This is a genomic window from Enterobacter sp. S-33 (assembly GCF_028735835.1).
Lineage (GTDB): Bacteria > Pseudomonadota > Gammaproteobacteria > Enterobacterales > Enterobacteriaceae > Enterobacter > Enterobacter vonholyi.
Genome location: NZ_CP117838.1, coordinates 4,285,446 through 4,303,862, shown reverse-complemented (window position 1 = coordinate 4,303,862; position 18,417 = coordinate 4,285,446). Strand labels below are relative to the sequence as shown.

Below are 18,417 nucleotides of genomic sequence, written 5' to 3'. Positions count from 1 at the left end.
TTTACTCCTTTTCACTGGACTCTGGCAGATGCCAGAAATCGAAAAAATTAAACCAGTCGAGCGGCGACATGAGGGCGTAATGCTCCAGCCGCTGCGCGTAGCGATCGACGGTATTCTGCAGCGCCTGCTGGCGTTCACCGCGCGGCAGGTGCAGCGGATCTGCAAACGGTTCACAGTGCAGGACGAGCTTACCCTGCTGGCGCAGGGCAAAAATCAGCACCACAGGGCAACGCAGGATGGAGGCCAGGATAAACGGCCCCTGTGGGAACGGCGCTGGCTGCCCCATAAACGTACTCCAGATCACCCGCCACTCGCCGCCACGCTGCGGATTCACCGCGATGCGATCGCCCACAATCGCGACCCATTCTCCCCGCTCAAGCTTCTCTTTGATGGCGATCGCGGTGTCCGGGCCGATGTCGGTGACCGACATCAAATTCACGCTGGCCTCGGGCGCCATTTCGCTCATGATCTGCTTAAAGCGCTGGGCGTTCTCGCTGAAGACCAGGGCGGTGATGATTTTGCTGCCGTCCAGCTGGGCCAGGGCCCGGCAGGCTTCTACGTCGCCAAGATGCGAGGCCAGCAGCAGCTTGCCCTGCGGCGCCGCAATATTAAGCGTTTCTCTCGCGCCGGCGGCAAAGACCACGTCGCGATCAAACTTCAGCTCGCCGCGCCAGCTGGCGACCTTATCCAGCATCGCGTTGCCGAAGCGCATAAAATGGAAAAAGCTGTTGAGCCGCGGGGGAACGGGCATGTTCCGCTTATGCAGTTCTTGCTTGACCCTTCCAATCCACTGCCGCGAGGCCTGCCGTGCAGGACGTGCTATAAGCCAGTACACGCCGATCACTGGCCAAAGCAGCACGGTAAAGGCCCGCCGACCCAGCAGTTTCCAGACGCGCAGCATCAGGCGCATCCCCCACAGACCCTTGACCTCGTCCTGCTGCGCCCAGTGCTGGCGGCGTCGACGGAAAAGCAGGCCGGGCATGCGGGGCAGCATGCCGAAGAAGAGTCGGGTATGCATCAGGGAGATCCGCACGTTATCTTTTAACGCATCGAAGTGGGACAAGCCGTCCTGCGGGTAGGTGACGCGGGTGGGCAAAAAGACGCTGGTGTTGCCCTGCCAGTAAAGACGGACCATCACTTCGGTGTCAAAGTCCATCCGTTTACCGAGCGTTTCACGCGCTGCCAGCCGCAGCGTGGGCGAGACCGGGTAGACCCGAAAGCCGCACATGCTGTCTTTAAGCTGCAGGGATAAGGTCTCAATCCAGACCCAGACGTGGGTTATCCAGCGCCCGTAGAGTCGCGAGCGCGGAATGGAATCATCGTAAATGGGCTGGCCGGAAATCAGCGCGTCCGGGTGGCGCTCCGCCAGCGCCAGCAGTTTGGGGATATCTTCGATGGCGTGTTGGCCGTCCGCGTCCACCTGCACGGCGTGGGTATAGCCCGCGCGCGCGCACTCTTCCAGCCCCCTGATGACCGCGGCACCTTTTCCGGCGTTTTGCGCCAGACGGACCAGCGTCATCTGCGGGTGCTCAGCCGCCAGGCGCTCAAGCTCCTGACGGGTGACTGCGTCGCTGCCGTCATCCACCACCAGGCACGGCAGGCCGAACGGCGCGAGACGTGAGAGCACGCTGGCGATCATGGCGCCGTGGTTGTAGCACGGGATCAGCACGCAGGGGCGGAAGGTTACTGACATAGCCGAATTTTCCCGCTGCTGGCGGTATGGCGCTCAGCCCCTGCGTGACGCTGGTAGCTGAAGGTCAGCATCTGACGTTCAGCATGCCACTCAAGCATCAGCGTCACCGTGGTTTCCGGCAGCAGAGGTGCCTGGAACTTCACGTTTTGAATGCTGTGAAAGCGGTAGCCCGGTGCCAGTAATGTCGTGGCGTAGTGCATCACCCAGTCAAGCTGCGCAACGCCGGGCAGCAGCGGCTGTACGGCAAAATGGCCCTGAAACCAGAACAGCGCTGCGTCGAGATGCAAAACGATCTCCAGCTTCTCCGGCTGTGTCTGGTGGCGCTCAATTTCATGAATTTTCATGAAATAACTCCTCTAACTGCGCATAGACACGCTTGTTCATACTGTTTACCGGCATTTCATCGACAATACGCCAGTAGCGTGGAACGGCGACCGGCTCAAGCCACGGCAGCAGGGCGCGACGCCAGGCAAACTCCTGCGCTTTTTTATCCTGCATATACCCGCGCTGGCGAACCGCTTCGTCCAGAACCAGCAGGGCGCCAATCCCCTGACGGCCCCCGCGCGTGACCGGCAGCGCCGCCGCTTCGCAAATGCCGTCGAGCTCCAGCAGGCGACGTTCGATCTCGTTAAGCGAGATGCGCTTTTCTTCAATTTTGACCACCCGCCCGCGACGCCCGGCGATGCTGAAAAGCCCCTCGCTGTCGAAGTGGAGGATATCGTCCAGCTGGAGTCCTTCAGCCTCGTGGATCAGTGGCGACGTGACGCGACAGGCGTCATCTTCCTGCTGGAAGATAACGCCGGGGAAGGGTTGCCACGGGACGTTATCCTGCTGGCGATGGCGCCAGGCGAGGATCCCGGTTTCGGTACTGCCATAAATTTCATCCGGCCAGATGTTAAGCCAGCCAGCGGTGGTGGATACGTCGCACCAGGGCAGCATTCCACCTGCTGAAATCAGCATTCTGACGGGCGGCGCGGGCAATTCCGTATCCAGGCGCTTCAGGAACGCCGGGCTGCTGATGAACAGGTAATGCCGGTCATGAGGAAGGGCGGCCAGCTGCTCTGCGTAGTAGAGCATCGCAGCATGCAGCGGCAGGCCCAGCGCCATCGGCAAGACGATGCGGAAGGTCAGACCGTACAGATGTTGCGGTACGACCGAAGCGACAACGCTACAGCCAGTCAGACGCTCGCCGAAGCGGTCAGCCAGCAGACGGGCTTCGCGATCCAGACTGAGGATGTGCTTAATCACCCGACGCGGCGTTCCCGTGGAGCCGGAGGTGAACAGTTCAACAAAGCGGCTTTCGTCAATGTCCGGCAGGGGCGCCCAGTGGCGAGCAGTCTGATGGCTGGAGGCCACCACAATCAGCTTGCCATGGAAATCGAGAGTCCTGTCGCTCAGGACGCCGCTAAACAACGACTGCTGTTCTTCGAGCTGCGAGACGCGGCTATGGCCGGGAATGACCGGCGTTTTACCGGCATGCAGCGAGGCCAGCAGCGCAACGATAAACAGATAGCTGTTTTCAAAGCACAGCGCCCAGCGCTCGCCTTCCTGCTGACGCAGGGTGTCGACCAGCAAGGTCACGTCGTGGCGCAGCTGGCCCAGCGTCCAGGTACGATCGTCAAGCCAGGCAACGGGCATATCGTCAGGGCGCGGGGCGTTTAACCACTGGCCCAGCGGAAGGGGGTTAGTCATTGTGCATCTCTTTTTTTATCACCCGCTGGCGGACCAGCCACTCGGTCGCCATCAGCGTTCCCATCAGGATATAAGCCACCATACCGTTCCACAGCGTCCACAGATGCAGGTCGCCGTGGAGAACGGTGAACAGCGCCATCGCGCCGTTTCCGATGAAAAAGCCGCACCAGACGAGGGTCACCCTGCGGGTATAGCGCACGCCTTCCGGGGGCAAATCCGGCTCGCGCAAGCGCGCCAGCCGTTCGACAAGCGGCATCGCTGTCCACAGCGAACCGCCAAACACGGCTAGCATGACAAGGTTGACGACCACCGGGTAGAGCAGCAGCCACTGGTGGGCTTTCAGCAGGTAGCTTGCCGCGCAGAGCGCAATGCCCGCGAGCGCCACGCACTGCACCACATACCTCATCGGGCCACGGTTCCGCTGTGCCTGACGCAGCCGCAGCAGCAACATCAGCGCCATCACCGGTAACAGCCACTGCAGGCTGTTGTGCGTCAGCCCAAATCCAATCAGAAAAGGCCACGCCAGCAGCATCAGACCCGTCAGCAGTGGGATGACCGGGAACGTCCGTCCACCACGCACGACGTCTTACTCTTCGCGCAGAAGCTGTTCGACGGCGTCTACCACATCCTGAACGGTACGAACCGATTTGAAGGTTTCCGGCTTGATTTTCTTACCGGTTTTTTTCTGCAGGTGAACGATCATGTCCACCGCGTCAATGCTGTCCAGCTCCAGGTCTTCATAAAGACGGGCTTCGGGCGTAATGTCCTGCGGGTCGATTTCAAAGAGCTTGGTCAGAAGGCCGCAGACTTCCTGATAAATGGTTTCTTGTTCAGTCATCGTTCACATCTCAGGCGCGTTGAGCGTTGATAAAGGACGCCAGCGTGGCGACGGAAAAGAAGTGCTGGCGCATCTCTTCGCTTTCGGCAGAAAGCACCACGCCATACTGGTTTTTCACGGCCAGACCCAGTTCCAGCGCGTCAATGGAGTCCAGACCCAGCCCATCGCCAAACAGCGCGGCATCGGTATCAATATCCTCTGCGGTAAGCTCGTCCAGATTCAGCGTGGTGATAATGAGATTCTTAATTTCAAGATAAAGCGCTTGCATCATTAATTCCTGACAAAGATTGAAGGCCTGATGTTAATCGATGCTCCAGATGCCGGTTTAACTGCCTTGCCGCCAGCGCCGGTTCTTGTTCATTTGCATCGTAAAATTCGTCGATGTTCACGCGGTCGCGGACATCCACGGTGAAAACAGGTTTTTCTGGCGGTACATCATACCAGTGACTTTTTTTATCCAGCAGATGTTCGCTACAGTGGATCAGCACCACCCGCAGATCGCTGTTACAGCGCACGGCGATATTAGCCGCGCCGCGCTGGAGGGAGATAGCCTCGCCAAACCGGGTTCGCGTGCCTTCCGGGAAGATCAAAAGCGTGTCGCCCTGAGCCAGACGCTGCTGGCTGGCCGCGAGCAGGGGCTCGGCTTCGCTGTTAATCAGGTAATCCGCCGCGCGGATGACGCCGCTGACAAAGGGATTACGCAGCAGCGCGCTCTTCACCAGACAGTCGGTTTCTGGCATCACCGACGCCAGAATCACGTAGTCAATTAACGTGGGGTGGTTAGCTACCACCAGACAACCCCGATCGCTGCGCAGCGCGTCAAGATTGCGAATGCGATAGTCCAGTACCCCGAGTCCGCGCGCAACGGTCAGGAAGAAACGGAAGCTGGCCGCAATGCTGCGACGCGCCAGACGTCGACGGTTGGCGCGGTCGCGCTGGACGATCAGCAGCAGGTTGAACCAGACCAGCGACAGCAGCAGTCCGCCCACGCCAAACAGCGCGAAGCAGAATCCGGTCATCACCAGACGCCATAACCAGTTGATACGGGCAGCCAGGTGGTTCATGCGCGCGTCCATTGCCACAGCAAACGTTCGCCGGGCACTACAAACTGACGTTCCTCGCTGAGATAGCGCTGCAGGAACATCAGGCTTTGCGGCAGGGCGGGTTCTTCACCCGTGCTGCCGCTGTGGGTTTCACACTGCAATTCCTGGCCGGATTCAATGACCAGCGCCAGCGCGTAGGGCCAGGTGGGCATCTGCTGCGGTAACGCCGGATGGTAAAATTCCGGCAGCGCGCCGTCAAAATCGACCAGCAAGACGCGGGAGTAGCCGGCATGCAGCAGGCTTAGCACTTCACATAAAGCCTGCTGGAAGGTGTCCAGCCCGGCAGAAATGGATGACGAGACGATGGGCTGGCGTGCGGTAATCGTGAGATTGCCCACCGCCGAGTTGTGCACGGACATGGCGAAGTCGGTGGGCGATACGGACTGGCCGGTTGCCAGAGCATGCAGAATACGGTAGTTGCGCTCCAGCTCGCCGTGGCGGCTGGAATAGACGACGGCATCAATGGCGTGGTTTTGCAGCATGGCAAGACCAATATCCACTGCCAGCTTACTGCCTGAATTGAGGCGGCGCGCGGTCATCATAGGTAAAGCGGTCAACCGGGGAAGCGGGGCAGCTGGATCGACGGCCAGCTGCAGGCGAGACCACGCCTGCCACTCTGTGGCATCGCTGAGTCCTGGCGCTCTGGCCTGCCAGTCGATAATGTTCACTGAAAATTTCATCTACGCGCGTCCGCGAAAAAAACCGTATTCAAAAGGCAGACTAGGCCACCCGGGCAGCTAAGCTGCTCTATTGTTCACGTTTGGTGCATATCAGCAGGGTATGACCGACCCCAAGATTGTCCAGCCGCTGTTCAACGCTGAAACCTGCGCTCTCCAGGTAGCGATAAAACTTTTCTACGCTGTAAAACCGACTATTGCCATTCGCCATACAGGTGAAATAGAGCGAGGTGGCATTCAGGCTGAAAGAGGCTGCTTCAAATTTCTGAGCATCCCAGAAAAGCTCCATGATGCACAAACGTGCGCCTGGCTTCATGGCCTGTGCGACCCGCGTCAGCATGGCGACAATCTGATCCGGAGAGAAACAATCCAGGAACTGGCTCATCCACCAGACGTCGGCGTCACCCGGCAATGTTGCTGGGCTAAGCATATCGACAGCATGGAATGCAATACGATGAGAAAAACCTGCTTTTGCGATGTTTTCCTGCGCCAGCGCTATCTGCTGCGGCAGATCGAGGATCGTCACGGCAACATTTTCGTCATAGCGGCAGCAGCGTAACGACCATTTACCCGTATTTCCGCCCACATCGTACAATTTTGTCGGCGAGCTTGCGAATATATATGGCAAAGCCGCGTCAAAAGCGGCGTCAGAATAGTAATGATCAAAGGCGAACCAGCTATCCTTCGCCGGAGCAGGTAATTGGGATAAAGCCGGGTAGATGGTTGGCCAGTTGCCAAACACGGCTAATCCGGCAGGTTTTTCTTCCTGCAGGGCGTCCGCCAGGTGAAATAGCCCCTGGTAACAAACGTCCTGGGTGAAATCCATATTTACGCGGGTCATTTCGTCGTGCAGTAAAAAATGGCCCACTTTCGCCAGGAAATAACGTCCTTGCTGTTGGGTTACGATTCGACCGCTTAATCCCATATCCAGCAGTACGCTGACACCATAGCTACCTAGCGTGCTGTGTTCTGTTATTTCCTCAAGGCTGGCACCTTCTTTCCCTTGTTTATCTAGCCAGGCGAGAACGCCTGAGTTACGCAGACAAAGCGCAGTCTGGAATAACATCGGGGCAAAAGCGATGCGTTGCGCTTCGGTAATGGCATCCAGTGCGCTGAGTGTGTCCTTTTCGTACATTACTACGTAACCTTTGAGGATAATAAAGAGAGGTTATCGGGCCATACGCGGCCCGACTTTAGAAAAATATTACAGCGTGGCGCCTGCGGAGAGGTTCAGCTGAATATCGTGGTCGAGGTTATTCACCCAGCGGTTATAATTTTTGTGAATTTTACCGTCTGCCGCTTTCAGATTAAGGCTGTTTTCATAGTTGATTGAATAGCTTGTTGCCGTGTACGGAATACTCACCTGGACCGAGTGATCGCGCGACTGCAAACGCCCCTTAATCATTCCCGGGCCCGCTTCCGTCATGATCCAGTCACGTTTTTGGCCTGCTTTCAAAATTGCCGTTTTTACCTGATCGGCAGTATGACCCGCGCTTACAATAGAGTGAACCTGAGCGATTGGGGCGGTACGCGCACAGCCAGCCAGTGCGCCAACGAATACGGCAGCAGCACACCATTTAACGATCTTTTTCATCAACAACTCCATATCAATATTAACAATTAAAGGTAGTGGTATTTACAAATAATATTCATCCGGCTTTCCGTTGGCGCCAGGTGTATTTTTAATCAATATTAATGTTTGCATTACGATGAAGCGAAGACGGAAATAATAACATGGAAAATAAGTAACTATTTCATTTTTTTATAATTTGCGTTAAATCATAAATTGCATTTGAGCGTAATGCGCACGACGTAAATAAAACAGGGTGAATATCGCCTTAACGCAAATAAAATACCGCGACGGATTAAGGACGCGGTAATTTACGGTGTATTACTGATGGTTTAAACCTACCTGTACAGGTAGGTCGGTTATCCTGGTAATCGGCTTTTCGGCCTCCCCGGACCGAGCAGGATCGCCAGCTTGCTGCCGCCTTTGGTGGTTTCCATCCAGATTTTACATACGCTGGTCAGGGGGACCGACAGCAGCATACCGACCGGGCCCAGCAGCCATCCCCAAATCAGTAAGGATAAAAATACCACCAGCGTCGACATGCCCAGACGGTGTCCCATCATGCGCGGTTCAAGAATATTGCCCAGCACCATATGCACGACGAGGAACAGCGCGCCGACCAGCATGCATTCGTAGAAACCATTGAACAGAAACGCCTGAATCATCGGCGGCACGGCGGAAAGCACCGCGCCAATATTCGGCACGTAGTTCAGAAGAAATGCCAGCACGCCCCACATCAGCGCGAACTGCACGTCCATCAGCATCAGCCCCAGCCAGACAATGACCCCGGTCCAGACGCTCAGAAGCGTTTTCAGCGCCAGATATTTTGAGACGCCCTTCAGTGCCCGGTGTAATCCGGCAATGTGAATTTGTGGGTTGTTCAGTGCAAAGCGCAGCTTATAGGGAACGTGGCGGACTTCGAACAGCATAAACACCACCGTCATGACCAGCAGCAGAATGCTGGCCATCGCGCCGGAAAGCCCCGTCATCAACGTGGTGGCGTAGGTCATGACCTTCTCGGAGTCCATTCTGCGCAGCATCCGTTCGGGTGAAATATGCAGATTAAGAAAGGGTACCATCTCCTGCAGCGCGACAATCTTACGCGTCAGCTCTTTGTTGTACTGCGGCAGCATGGTGGAGAATTCGCTCAGCGATGCCGCCAGTACGCCGAAGAGCGCCGTCAGGCCAATCAGCATAACAATAACCACAATGGTGATGGCTACCGGGCGGCTGACGCCCCGACGTAAAAACCAGGTGACCAGAGGATTAAGCACAATGGCAAAAAAGAGCGCCAGCAGGAGCTGAACAATAATGTCGGCGGCAGCATGAATACCCGCAAGGATAACCACCAGACAGGCGAGTTTTAATAAGATGTGAAGTCCTGCTTTGTCGGACGGGTTAGCGATCATGCGTGTTCCTTAATATGATGACCCGATAAGTGTAGTGCCCGGGCTTCGCTTCGTCTGGAGCCGTTAATCTGAAAGTCGGTGCTGATTTTCTTATTGCGCCGTGGTAATAGTGAAACACGGTTGTAAAAAATCCAGGTAAAACCCCATGCCCGAACCGGCCGCTGAACCGGCACTGAGCGGATTGCGCCTCAATCTGCGCATCGTTTCCGTTGTGATTTTCAACTTTGCCAGCTATCTGACCATTGGCCTGCCGCTGGCGATCCTGCCGGGCTATGTCCATGACGTGATGGGCTTCAGCGCCTTCTGGGCGGGGCTGGTCATCAGCCTGCAATATTTCGCCACGCTCCTGAGCCGCCCCCATGCCGGGCGCTACGCGGACCTGTTCGGTCCAAAAAGCATTGTGGTGGTGGGTTTATGCGGCTGTTTCCTCAGTGGTCTGAGCTACCTGCTGGCTGCCGCAACCAGCCACTGGCCGCTGGTCAGCCTGGCGCTGCTCTGTCTGGGCCGCGTCATTCTCGGCATCGGACAAAGCCTGGCGGGAACCGGCTCGACGCTGTGGGGCGTGGGGGTTGTCGGCGCGCCGCACATTGGCAGGGTGATCTCCTGGAACGGGATTGTCACCTACGGGGCAATGGCGCTTGGGGCGCCGCTCGGCGTGGCCTGCTATGCGCTTGGCGGGCTGTATGGGCTGTCTATCACTATTATGGCGGTCGCGCTGCTGGCAATTCTCTTTGCGCTGCCGCGTCCGAAAGTTAAGGCCAGCAAAGGCAAGCCGCTGCCGTTTCGGGCGGTGCTGGGACGCGTCTGGCCGTACGGCATGGCCCTGGCGCTGGCAACCACCGGCTTTGGCGTAATTGCGACCTTCATCACCCTGTTCTACGACGCCAAAGGCTGGGACGGCGCGGCCTTTGCGTTAACCCTGTTTAGCTGTGCGTTTGTAGGTTCCCGCCTGCTTTTCCCTAATGGCATCAACCGTCTCGGCGGGCTGAATGTGGCGATGATCTGCTTTGCGATAGAGATTGTCGGGCTGCTGCTGACCGGAATTGCGATGGTGCCGTGGGTCGCCAAAGTGGGCGTGTTCCTCGCGGGGGCAGGCTTTTCCCTGGTCTTCCCGGCGCTGGGCGTGGTGGCGGTAAAAGCCGTGCCGCAGCAGAATCAGGGGGCGGCGCTGGCGACCTATACGGTATTCATGGATATGTCTTTAGGCATTACCGGCCCGCTGGCGGGGCTGGTGATGGCCTGGGCAGGCGTGCCGGTGATCTATCTTGCTGCGGCGGGTCTGGTTGTTATTGCGCTGCTGCTGACGTGGCGGCTAAAAAAATGGCCCCCGGTGCAGGCACCGGAGGCCACGTCATCGTCGTGAAGCGTTACTGGATCACGATGGTGTTAATGATGTTTTCAGCAGCCGTCTGCGCTTTCTGCTGATCTTCCGCTGGCAGGGTGATCTGCAGGGTCAGCAGTTTGTTATCGACCTTGCCCAGCACGACAGAGGAGTAAGCGGTCTGGCCTTTTGCGGAGATGATGCTATCGAGCTGCTGCAGCTTATGGCCTTTCAGCTCGATGGATTTATTGGTCACGACCTGCAGCTGCGGGTCGCGTCCGCGCTGCTGATCTTCAAGACGTTTGGACAGGACGGCCAGGTCTTCGCTGGTGTCGTCGCCCACAATCACAATGACCGCTTTCTGCCCGGTTGCGTCGGAGTAAACGTGCATGTTGTTCGCCTGGGTGCCCAGCTTGCCGCTCTGGTCAGTCATATCGGCTGGCAGAGAGAAACTGAGTTTGCCATCCATCAGATTCACCGGCTGGCCGGTCGCATTGCTTTCTGCGGATGCGCCCTGAGCAGGCGTTTTCGTGTCGCTGTTATCACAGGCTGCAAGACCCACAACCAGCAGGCCAATCCCGACATATTTAACCAGATTGCGCATTGACTTCTTCCTTTCGATAAACGGCCATAACGGCTCATTCGCTCATCTTATCACAACTGATAAAGCGAACCCTTAACCAGCCTGCAATGCTGTGATTTCAGATTTATCTGCCAGCCTTTTCAGCAGCATATTGAGCAGCACGCCGTACATCGGCAGGAAGAAAACAATGCTGATGAGGACCTTGAAGCAGTAGTCCACCAGCGCGATTTCCATCCAGTGCTCGGCCATGAACGCATCCGGGCTGCGCCAGAAGGCGATAAAGAAGAAGGCCAGCGTATCGCTCACGTTACCGAACAGCGTGGAGGCGGTTGGCGCCATCCACCAGCGATGATTCTGACGCAGGCGGTTAAACACATGCACGTCGAGGATCTGCCCCAGCGCATAGGCCATAAAGCTTGCCGCGGCGATGCGGGCAACGAACAGGTTGAAGTGGGTTAACGCCTCAAAGCCCTGCCAGCTTCCCATATAAAACAGAGACGAAATCACGTACGAGATGAACAGCGCCGGGAGCATGACCGAAAAAATAATACGGCGAGCCAGCGGTGCGCCAAAAATACGCACGGTCAAATCCGTCGCGAGGAAAATAAACGGGAAACTAAACGCGCCCCAGGTGGTATGGAAACCAAAGATGGAGATCGGGAGCTGCACCAGATAGTTGCTGGAGGTGATCACCAGCAAATGGAAAAGCGAAAGCCAGAACAACGCTTTTACGCGCTGAGATTCAGAAAACTGCGTCATATTGTGACCTTTTTATACGTTGGGGTGAGGGAACCCAATAAAAACCGCAGCATGATACTGCTTTGTCAGAACATTGCAATGGTTAGTTTTTACGCAATCGTTAACCTGGTTTGCATTGATCGCAACCGGGCGTAAACTACAGCCGTTTTTATCAGACCGAGAAGATCATGACCGACCTGTTTTCCAGCCCAGACCACACTCTTGATGCCCAGGGCCTTCGCTGCCCGGAACCGGTAATGATGGTACGTAAAACCGTGCGCAACATGCAGACCGGTGAAACGCTGCTGATCGTTGCCGACGACCCGGCCACCACGCGCGATATTCCCGGTTTTTGTACCTTTATGGAGCATGAGCTGGTGGCGCAGCAGACGGAAACGCTGCCGTACCGGTATTTGATTCGTAAGGGTTGAGTGGGCGCCTCTGCGGCCTGATCCCCTCACCCCGGCCCTCTCCCACAGGGAGAGGGAGAAAGTCATCCCTTCATCCACGCCCGAATGCCGTCCAGGAACATCTGCGTTGCCATCATTACCAGAATCAGCCCCATCAGGCGCTCCAGCGCGTTTACCCCTTTTTCGCCCAGCAGGCGCAGGAACAGGGACGACTGCAGCAGGATAATAAACGTTCCGCCCCAGGCAATCAGCAGGGCAATCACCAGATGGCTCATCTGGTTCGGATACTGGTGCGACAGCAGCATCAGCGTGGCCAGAATGGTCGGCCCGGCAACGAGGGGAATCGCCAGCGGCACAATAAACGGCTCTTCACCCGCAGGCAGGCCGCTGCTGCTGCCTTCCGCGCTCGGGAAAATCATCTTAATCGCAATCAGGAAAAGAATAATCCCGCCGGAAATCGACACGGTTTCGGCGCGCAGGTTCAGGAATGCGAGGATTTTTTCACCCGCAAACAGGAAGATAAACATCACCAGCAGGGCAATGAGCAGCTCGCGGATCATGATCGCACGGCGGCGCTTCGGTTCGGTGTGCTTCAGCACCGACATGAAGATCGGCAGGTTACCCAGTGGATCCATAATCAGGATCAATAAAACCGCCGCGGAAATGATTTCACTCATCTTTAAATTATCCCTGATACTTAGTAGTGTTATTTCGATGATTAGCGCTTTTTCTGATTGCCGGGCAATCATCGATTAATTTCGCTTGCGACTTTGGCAGCATTTTGTAATGTGAAGCATATCCCAGTTCAATACTGGCTTGCACAATCAGCACACACCCTCAGCAGGAAAAAAATGCTATGAAAAACGTTGGTTTTATCGGCTGGCGCGGTATGGTCGGCTCTGTACTCATGCAACGCATGGTTGAAGAGCGCGATTTCGACGCTATCCGCCCGGTCTTCTTCTCCACTTCCCAGCTCGGCCAGGCTGCTCCGTCCTTTGGTGGTACCACAGGCACGTTGCAGGATGCTTACGATCTGGAAGCGCTGAAGGCACTCGACATTATTGTGACGTGCCAGGGCGGCGATTATACCAACGAAATCTATCCAAAGCTGCGTGAAAGCGGCTGGCAGGGCTACTGGATTGACGCGGCCTCGTCGCTGCGCATGAAAGATGATGCCATCATCATTCTCGACCCGGTGAACCAGGGCGTGATCACCGATGGCCTGAACAACGGCGTAAAAACTTTTGTTGGCGGCAACTGCACCGTCAGCCTGATGCTGATGTCCCTCGGCGGCCTGTTCGCTCAGGATCTGGTGGAGTGGGTCTCCGTGGCGACCTACCAGGCCGCGTCCGGCGGCGGCGCGCGCCATATGCGCGAGCTGCTGACCCAGATGGGCCAGCTGCACCAGAGCGTTGCGACCGAGCTGGCAAACCCGGCATCCGCTATTCTGGATATCGAGCGTAAGGTCACCCAGCTGACCCGCAGCGGCGAGCTGCCGGTGGATAACTTTGGCGTACCGCTGGCCGGCGGTCTGATCCCGTGGATCGACAAACAGCTGGATAACGGCCAGACCCGCGAAGAGTGGAAGGGCCAGGCTGAGACCAACAAAATCCTCGCGACCGCGAACACCATTCCGGTTGACGGTCTGTGCGTGCGTATCGGCGCGCTGCGCTGCCACAGCCAGGCCTTCACCATTAAACTGAAAAAAGATGTGTCTATTCCGACCGTGGAAGAACTGCTGGCCGCGCACAACCCGTGGGCAAAAGTAATTCCAAACGATCGCGATATCACCATGCGCGAGCTGACCCCGGCTGCCGTTACCGGCACGCTGACCACGCCGGTTGGCCGTCTGCGCAAGCTGAACATGGGGCCGGAGTATCTCTCCGCGTTCACCGTCGGCGATCAGCTCCTGTGGGGCGCCGCCGAGCCGCTGCGCCGCATGCTGCGCCAGCTGGCGTAATAATTTGTTAACTACCGGGGGTGATTTTCACCCCTTTTTTTTGCGTACTACATGGAGTAACACGCGTATGTCTTATTTTTTATCAGGAGTCATCTAGAGCGTTGGCTATGCTTTAAGGAAGAGTCATTTCTTACCTGAGGTTCGAACGGAGCAGAATGGATGCACATTTTTGTGCTGTCCCGTTCAGGTCACATTAAAAGTCGTCCCGGAGCGCTTAAAAAGGACGACATAAAAAACAGGATGAATACCATGTCCGATCGTGTGGATAGAGACGTGATTAATGCGCTTATTGCGGGTCATTTCGCTGACCCCTTTTCTGTGCTTGGGATGCATCGTACTGAGGCGGGTCTGGAAGTTCGGGCGCTATTACCGGATGCCACAGAAGTCTGGGTGATTGAACCCAAAACTGGCCGCAAGGTCGGTAATCTTGAATGCCTCGATTCGCGTGGCTTCTTCTCGGGCGTAATGCCCCGTCGTAAAAACCCTTTTCGCTATCAGCTCGCCGTTCTCTGGCACGGCCAGCAGAACCTGATTGACGATCCCTACAGCTTTGGTCCGCTCTTAAAAGAGATGGACGCCTGGCTGCTCTCCGAAGGGACGCATCTTCGACCTTATGAAACGCTGGGTGCCCATGCTGATACCATGGATGGCATTACCGGCACGCGGTTCGCCGTGTGGGCGCCTAACGCCCAGCGCGTCTCCGTTGTCGGCCAGTTCAACTACTGGGACGGTCGCCGACACCCGATGCGCCTGCGCCGGGAAACCGGCATTTGGGAGCTGTTTATCCCCGGGGCGCACCCCGGGCAGCTTTATAAATTCGAGATGATCGACGCCAACGGCAAGCTGCGCATTAAAGCCGACCCGTATGCCTTCGAAGCGCAGATGCGCCCGGATACCGCGTCGCTGATTTGCGGCCTGCCGGAGAAGGTCGTCCAGACGGAAGAGCGTAAACAGGCCAACCGCTTTGATGCGCCGATCTCCGTCTATGAAGTTCATCTCGGCTCCTGGCGCCGCCACACCGATAACAACTTCTGGCTGAGCTACCGGGAGCTTGCCGACCAGCTGGTGCCGTACGCCAAATGGATGGGCTTTACTCACCTTGAGCTGCTGCCGGTCAATGAACACCCGTTCGACGGCAGCTGGGGCTATCAGCCCACCGGGCTGTATGCGCCAACGCGCCGCTTCGGCACGCGCGACGACTTCCGCTATTTCATTGATGCCGCGCACGCCGCCGGGCTGAACGTCATCCTCGACTGGGTGCCGGGCCATTTCCCTGCGGATGATTTCGCGCTGGCAGAGTTTGACGGCACGAAGCTTTACGAGCACAGCGATCCGCGCGAAGGCTATCACCAGGACTGGAACACGCTGATCTACAACTACGGTCGTCGTGAGGTCGCCAACTATCTGGTCGGGAATGCCCTGTACTGGATCGAGCGGTTTGGTATTGATGCCCTGCGCGTCGATGCGGTGGCGTCGATGATCTACCGAGACTACAGCCGCAAAGAGGGGGAGTGGATCCCGAACGAGTTTGGCGGTCGTGAAAACCTGGAAGCCATTGAGTTCCTGCGCAATACCAACCGCATTATCGGCGAGCAGGTGGACGGTGCCGTGACCATGGCGGAAGAGTCGACCGACTTTGCGGGCGTCTCCCGTCCGCCGTCATTGGGCGGCCTGGGGTTCTGGTATAAGTGGAACCTGGGCTGGATGCACGACACGCTCGACTACATGAAGCTGGACCCGGTTCACCGTAAGTATCATCACGATAAGCTGACGTTCGGGATGCTCTACAACTACACCGAAAACTTCATGCTGCCGCTGTCGCACGATGAGGTGGTGCACGGCAAAAAATCCATTCTCGACCGCATGCCGGGCGACGCGTGGCAGAAGTTTGCCAACCTGCGCGCCTATTACGGCTGGATGTTTGCCTTCCCGGGTAAGAAACTGCTGTTCATGGGCAATGAGTTCGCCCAGGGGCGCGAGTGGAACCATGACGCCAGCCTCGACTGGCATCTGCTGGAAGGCGGCGACAACTGGCACCACGGGGTGCAGCGTCTGGTGCGCGATCTGAACCTGACCTATCGCCACCACAAAGCGCTGCACGAGCTGGACTTCGATCCGTACGGCTTTGAATGGCTGGTGGTGGACGACCATGAGCGCTCGGTGTTTGTCTTTGTGCGTCGTGACAAGGCCGGTAACGAGATCATCGTCGCCAGCAACTTCACCCCGGTGCCGCGCGAACACTACCGCTTCGGCATTAACCAGCCGGGCAAATGGCGTGAAATTCTGAATACCGATTCGATGCACTACCACGGCAGCAACGCCGGTAACGGCGGGCTGGTACAGAGTGACGCCATAGAAAGCCACGGGCGACCCAACTCCCTGAGCCTGACGCTGCCGCCGCTTGGCACCATCTGGCTGATGCGGGAGGGCGAATGACGCAGCTTACGGCAGGTAAACCCGAACCGCTCGGGGCGCGTTTTGACGGAAAGGGTGTCAATTTCACCCTCTTTTCCGCTCACGCCGAGCGGGTTGAACTGTGCGTGTTTGACGGGGAAGGTAACGAGCACCGTTACGATTTACCCGCGCGCACGGGGGATACCTGGCACGGCTACCTGGCCGGAGGACGGCCAGGCATGCACTATGGCTTTCGCGTACACGGTCCGTGGGATCCGGCGCAGGGTCACTGGTTTAACCCGGCGAAGCTGCTGATTGACCCGTGCGCGCACCGCGTGGACGGCGAATTTAAAGATGACCCGCTCTTCCACGTGGGCTACGGCGAGCCCGACCACCGCGACAGCGCGCCCGTCGCGCCAAAAAGCGTGGTGGTGAACGATCTTTATGACTGGGAAGACGATGCCCCGCCGCACACGCCGTGGGGCAATACCGTCATTTATGAAGCCCACGTTAAAGGGCTGACGTACCTGCACCCGTCGATCCCCAAAGAGATGCGCGGCACCTATAAGGCGCTCGGGCATCCCACCATGATCGCCTACCTGAAACATCTCGGTATCACCGCCCTGGAACTGCTTCCCGTTGCCCATTTTGCCAGCGAGCCGCGCCTGCAGCGGCTGGGGCTCAGCAACTACTGGGGCTACAACCCGCTGGCGATGTTCGCGCTCGAGCCGCGCTATGCCGTCCATCCGGAAAAAGCGCGGGACGAGTTCCGCGATGCGGTGAAGGCGCTCCACGCGGCGGGCATTGAGGTCATTCTGGACGTGGTGCTCAACCACAGTGCAGAAAGCGATCTCGACGGTCCGACGCTCTCCATGCGCGGAATTGATAACCGTAGCTATTATTGGATCAGGCAGGATGGCGATTATGAGAACTGGACCGGCTGCGGTAACACGCTCAACCTCAGCCATCCGGCGGTCACGCATTTTGCGTATGAATGCCTGAAATACTGGGTGGAGACGTTCCACGTCGACGGTTTTCGTTTCGACCTGGCGCCCGTGATGGGGCGCACGCCGGCGTTCAGCCGGCAGGCGCCGCTGTTCGAGGCGATAAAAAACTGTCCGGTGCTCTCGCAGGTGAAGCTCATTGCCGAGCCGTGGGACATTGGCGAAGGCGGTTATCAGGTCGGGAATTTCCCGCCGCTGTTTGCCGAGTGGAACGATCACTACCGCGACGCCGTACGCCGCTTCTGGCTGGAACGCAATCTGTCGCTGGGGGAATTTGCCGGACGCTTTGCCGCGTCGAGCGATCTCTTTAAGCGCGACGGCAAACGCCCGTCGGCCACCGTCAACCTGTTGACGGCGCACGACGGTTTTACGCTCAGGGACTGCGTTTGTTTCAATCAGAAACACAATGAGGCAAACGGCGAAGAGAATCGCGATGGCACTAACAATAACCATAGCTTTAATCATGGTATAGAAGGGTTAGGCGGAAGCCTCGACGTCATCGAGCGGCGACGCGCCAGCGTTCATGCGCTGCTGACAACGCTTTTATTGTCGCAGGGCACGCCGATGCTGCTGGCAGGCGATGAGCATGGTCACAGCCAGCACGGTAATAACAATGCGTATTGCCAGGACAACACCTTAACCTGGCTCGACTGGGGGGAAGCCAACAGCGGGCTGATTCACTTCACCGCTGCGCTGATCCATCTTCGCCAGCAGATCCCCGCGCTGACCGCCAACAGCTGGTGGGAAGAGGGTGACGGCAACGTTCGCTGGCTGAATAAAGACGCGCAACCGTTAAGCGCGCAAGAGTGGCAACACGGCGTACCACGCCTGCAAATCCTGCTGTCGGATAAATGGCTGGTCACGCTGAACGCGACGGATGACGTCGCAGAGATTGTTTTACCTGACGGGGAGTGGCGCGCCGTTCCCCCCTTTGCCGGAGCGGATAATCCGGTAGTAATGGCTGTCTGGCACGGGCCTGCGCACGGAGTGTGCGTATTCCAAAGATGATAAAAAAGGAGTTAGTC

19 protein-coding genes are annotated in these 18,417 nt (G+C 57.4%); 5 read left to right on the top strand and 14 right to left on the bottom strand.

What is annotated here, in order from left to right:
• Nucleotide 1: 1 nt before the first annotated feature.
• The 11 genes from PUP35_RS20505 to PUP35_RS20455 all read right to left on the bottom strand — a co-directional run bounded on the left by PUP35_RS20505 (nucleotide 2) and on the right by PUP35_RS20455 (nucleotide 8,982).
• Nucleotides 2-1,693, bottom strand: a complete 1,692-nt coding sequence (locus PUP35_RS20505; RefSeq protein ID WP_274241156.1) for a glycosyltransferase family 2 protein — start codon at nucleotides 1,691-1,693, stop codon at nucleotides 2-4.
• Nucleotides 1,684-2,037 (bottom strand): ApeI family dehydratase, encoded by a 354-nt coding sequence (locus PUP35_RS20500; RefSeq protein WP_111963741.1) that lies wholly within the window; start codon nucleotides 2,035-2,037, stop codon nucleotides 1,684-1,686. Before PUP35_RS20500 ends, PUP35_RS20505 begins: the two co-directional genes overlap by 10 nt.
• Nucleotides 2,024-3,385: an AMP-binding protein gene (locus tag PUP35_RS20495; RefSeq protein ID WP_274241153.1), complete on the bottom strand. Its 1,362-nt coding sequence runs from the start codon at nucleotides 3,383-3,385 to the stop codon at nucleotides 2,024-2,026. Before PUP35_RS20495 ends, PUP35_RS20500 begins: the two co-directional genes overlap by 14 nt.
• Nucleotides 3,378-3,965, bottom strand: coding sequence for a hypothetical protein (locus PUP35_RS20490; RefSeq protein WP_271369598.1), 588 nt, complete (start codon nucleotides 3,963-3,965; stop codon nucleotides 3,378-3,380). The genes PUP35_RS20495 and PUP35_RS20490 overlap by 8 nt, the downstream gene beginning before the upstream one ends.
• A gap of 6 nt (nucleotides 3,966-3,971) precedes the next feature.
• Nucleotides 3,972-4,223 (bottom strand): acyl carrier protein, encoded by a 252-nt coding sequence (locus PUP35_RS20485; RefSeq protein ID WP_024908875.1) that lies wholly within the window; start codon nucleotides 4,221-4,223, stop codon nucleotides 3,972-3,974.
• A gap of 10 nt (nucleotides 4,224-4,233) precedes the next feature.
• Nucleotides 4,234-4,491 (bottom strand): phosphopantetheine-binding protein, encoded by a 258-nt coding sequence (locus PUP35_RS20480; RefSeq protein WP_008503081.1) that lies wholly within the window; start codon nucleotides 4,489-4,491, stop codon nucleotides 4,234-4,236.
• Nucleotides 4,472-5,287, bottom strand: coding sequence for a lysophospholipid acyltransferase family protein (locus PUP35_RS20475; RefSeq protein ID WP_111963744.1), 816 nt, complete (start codon nucleotides 5,285-5,287; stop codon nucleotides 4,472-4,474). Before PUP35_RS20475 ends, PUP35_RS20480 begins: the two co-directional genes overlap by 20 nt.
• Nucleotides 5,284-6,006 carry a beta-ketoacyl synthase chain length factor gene (locus PUP35_RS20470; protein ID WP_271369599.1) on the bottom strand — a complete coding sequence of 241 codons (723 nt, stop codon included), beginning with the start codon at nucleotides 6,004-6,006 and terminating at the stop codon, nucleotides 5,284-5,286. The genes PUP35_RS20475 and PUP35_RS20470 overlap by 4 nt, the downstream gene beginning before the upstream one ends.
• Nucleotides 6,007-6,073: 67 nt before the next feature.
• Nucleotides 6,074-7,138 carry a methyltransferase gene (locus tag PUP35_RS20465; RefSeq protein WP_115876839.1) on the bottom strand — a complete coding sequence of 355 codons (1,065 nt, stop codon included), beginning with the start codon at nucleotides 7,136-7,138 and terminating at the stop codon, nucleotides 6,074-6,076.
• Between the two features lie 69 nt (nucleotides 7,139-7,207).
• Entirely contained in the window at nucleotides 7,208-7,597 is a 390-nt protein-coding gene (locus tag PUP35_RS20460) for a hypothetical protein (RefSeq protein ID WP_111963747.1), read from the bottom strand.
• Nucleotides 7,598-7,932: 335 nt separating this feature from the next.
• On the bottom strand, nucleotides 7,933-8,982 hold the full coding sequence (locus PUP35_RS20455; protein ID WP_023309517.1) for an AI-2E family transporter: 1,050 nt from the start codon (nucleotides 8,980-8,982) through the stop codon (nucleotides 7,933-7,935).
• A gap of 145 nt (nucleotides 8,983-9,127) precedes the next feature.
• Here PUP35_RS20455 and PUP35_RS20450 point away from each other — a divergent pair, with 145 nt between their 5' ends.
• Complete coding sequence (locus PUP35_RS20450) at nucleotides 9,128-10,345, top strand: MFS transporter (RefSeq protein WP_274241143.1); 1,218 nt, start codon at nucleotides 9,128-9,130, stop codon at nucleotides 10,343-10,345.
• Between the two features lie 4 nt (nucleotides 10,346-10,349).
• Here the strand turns inward: PUP35_RS20450 and PUP35_RS20445 are convergent, their stop codons facing one another.
• Entirely contained in the window at nucleotides 10,350-10,907 is a 558-nt protein-coding gene (locus tag PUP35_RS20445) for a DcrB family lipoprotein (RefSeq protein WP_008503073.1), read from the bottom strand.
• Nucleotides 10,908-10,979: 72 nt separating this feature from the next.
• Nucleotides 10,980-11,645: a 7-cyano-7-deazaguanine/7-aminomethyl-7-deazaguanine transporter gene (locus PUP35_RS20440; RefSeq protein ID WP_111963750.1), complete on the bottom strand. Its 666-nt coding sequence runs from the start codon at nucleotides 11,643-11,645 to the stop codon at nucleotides 10,980-10,982.
• Nucleotides 11,646-11,812: 167 nt separating this feature from the next.
• Here PUP35_RS20440 and tusA point away from each other — a divergent pair, with 167 nt between their 5' ends.
• Nucleotides 11,813-12,055 carry a sulfurtransferase TusA gene (gene tusA / locus PUP35_RS20435; RefSeq protein ID WP_017693840.1) on the top strand — a complete coding sequence of 81 codons (243 nt, stop codon included), beginning with the start codon at nucleotides 11,813-11,815 and terminating at the stop codon, nucleotides 12,053-12,055.
• A gap of 62 nt (nucleotides 12,056-12,117) precedes the next feature.
• Here the strand turns inward: tusA and yhgN are convergent, their stop codons facing one another.
• Entirely contained in the window at nucleotides 12,118-12,711 is a 594-nt protein-coding gene (yhgN, locus tag PUP35_RS20430) for an NAAT family transporter YhgN (RefSeq protein ID WP_003861574.1), read from the bottom strand.
• A gap of 179 nt (nucleotides 12,712-12,890) precedes the next feature.
• Between yhgN and asd the strand changes: the two genes are divergently transcribed.
• From asd to glgX, 3 genes are all read left to right on the top strand, one after another.
• The gene (asd, locus tag PUP35_RS20425) at nucleotides 12,891-13,994 is read left to right on the top strand and encodes an aspartate-semialdehyde dehydrogenase (RefSeq protein ID WP_047173957.1); all 1,104 of its coding nucleotides are present in this window, start codon (nucleotides 12,891-12,893) and stop codon (nucleotides 13,992-13,994) included.
• A gap of 249 nt (nucleotides 13,995-14,243) precedes the next feature.
• Nucleotides 14,244-16,430, top strand: a complete 2,187-nt coding sequence (glgB, locus tag PUP35_RS20420) for a 1,4-alpha-glucan branching enzyme (protein ID WP_111963793.1) — start codon at nucleotides 14,244-14,246, stop codon at nucleotides 16,428-16,430.
• Entirely contained in the window at nucleotides 16,427-18,400 is a 1,974-nt protein-coding gene (gene glgX, locus PUP35_RS20415) for a glycogen debranching protein GlgX (protein WP_115876841.1), read from the top strand. Before glgB ends, glgX begins: the two co-directional genes overlap by 4 nt.
• The last annotated feature ends 17 nt before the right edge of the window (nucleotides 18,401-18,417 follow it).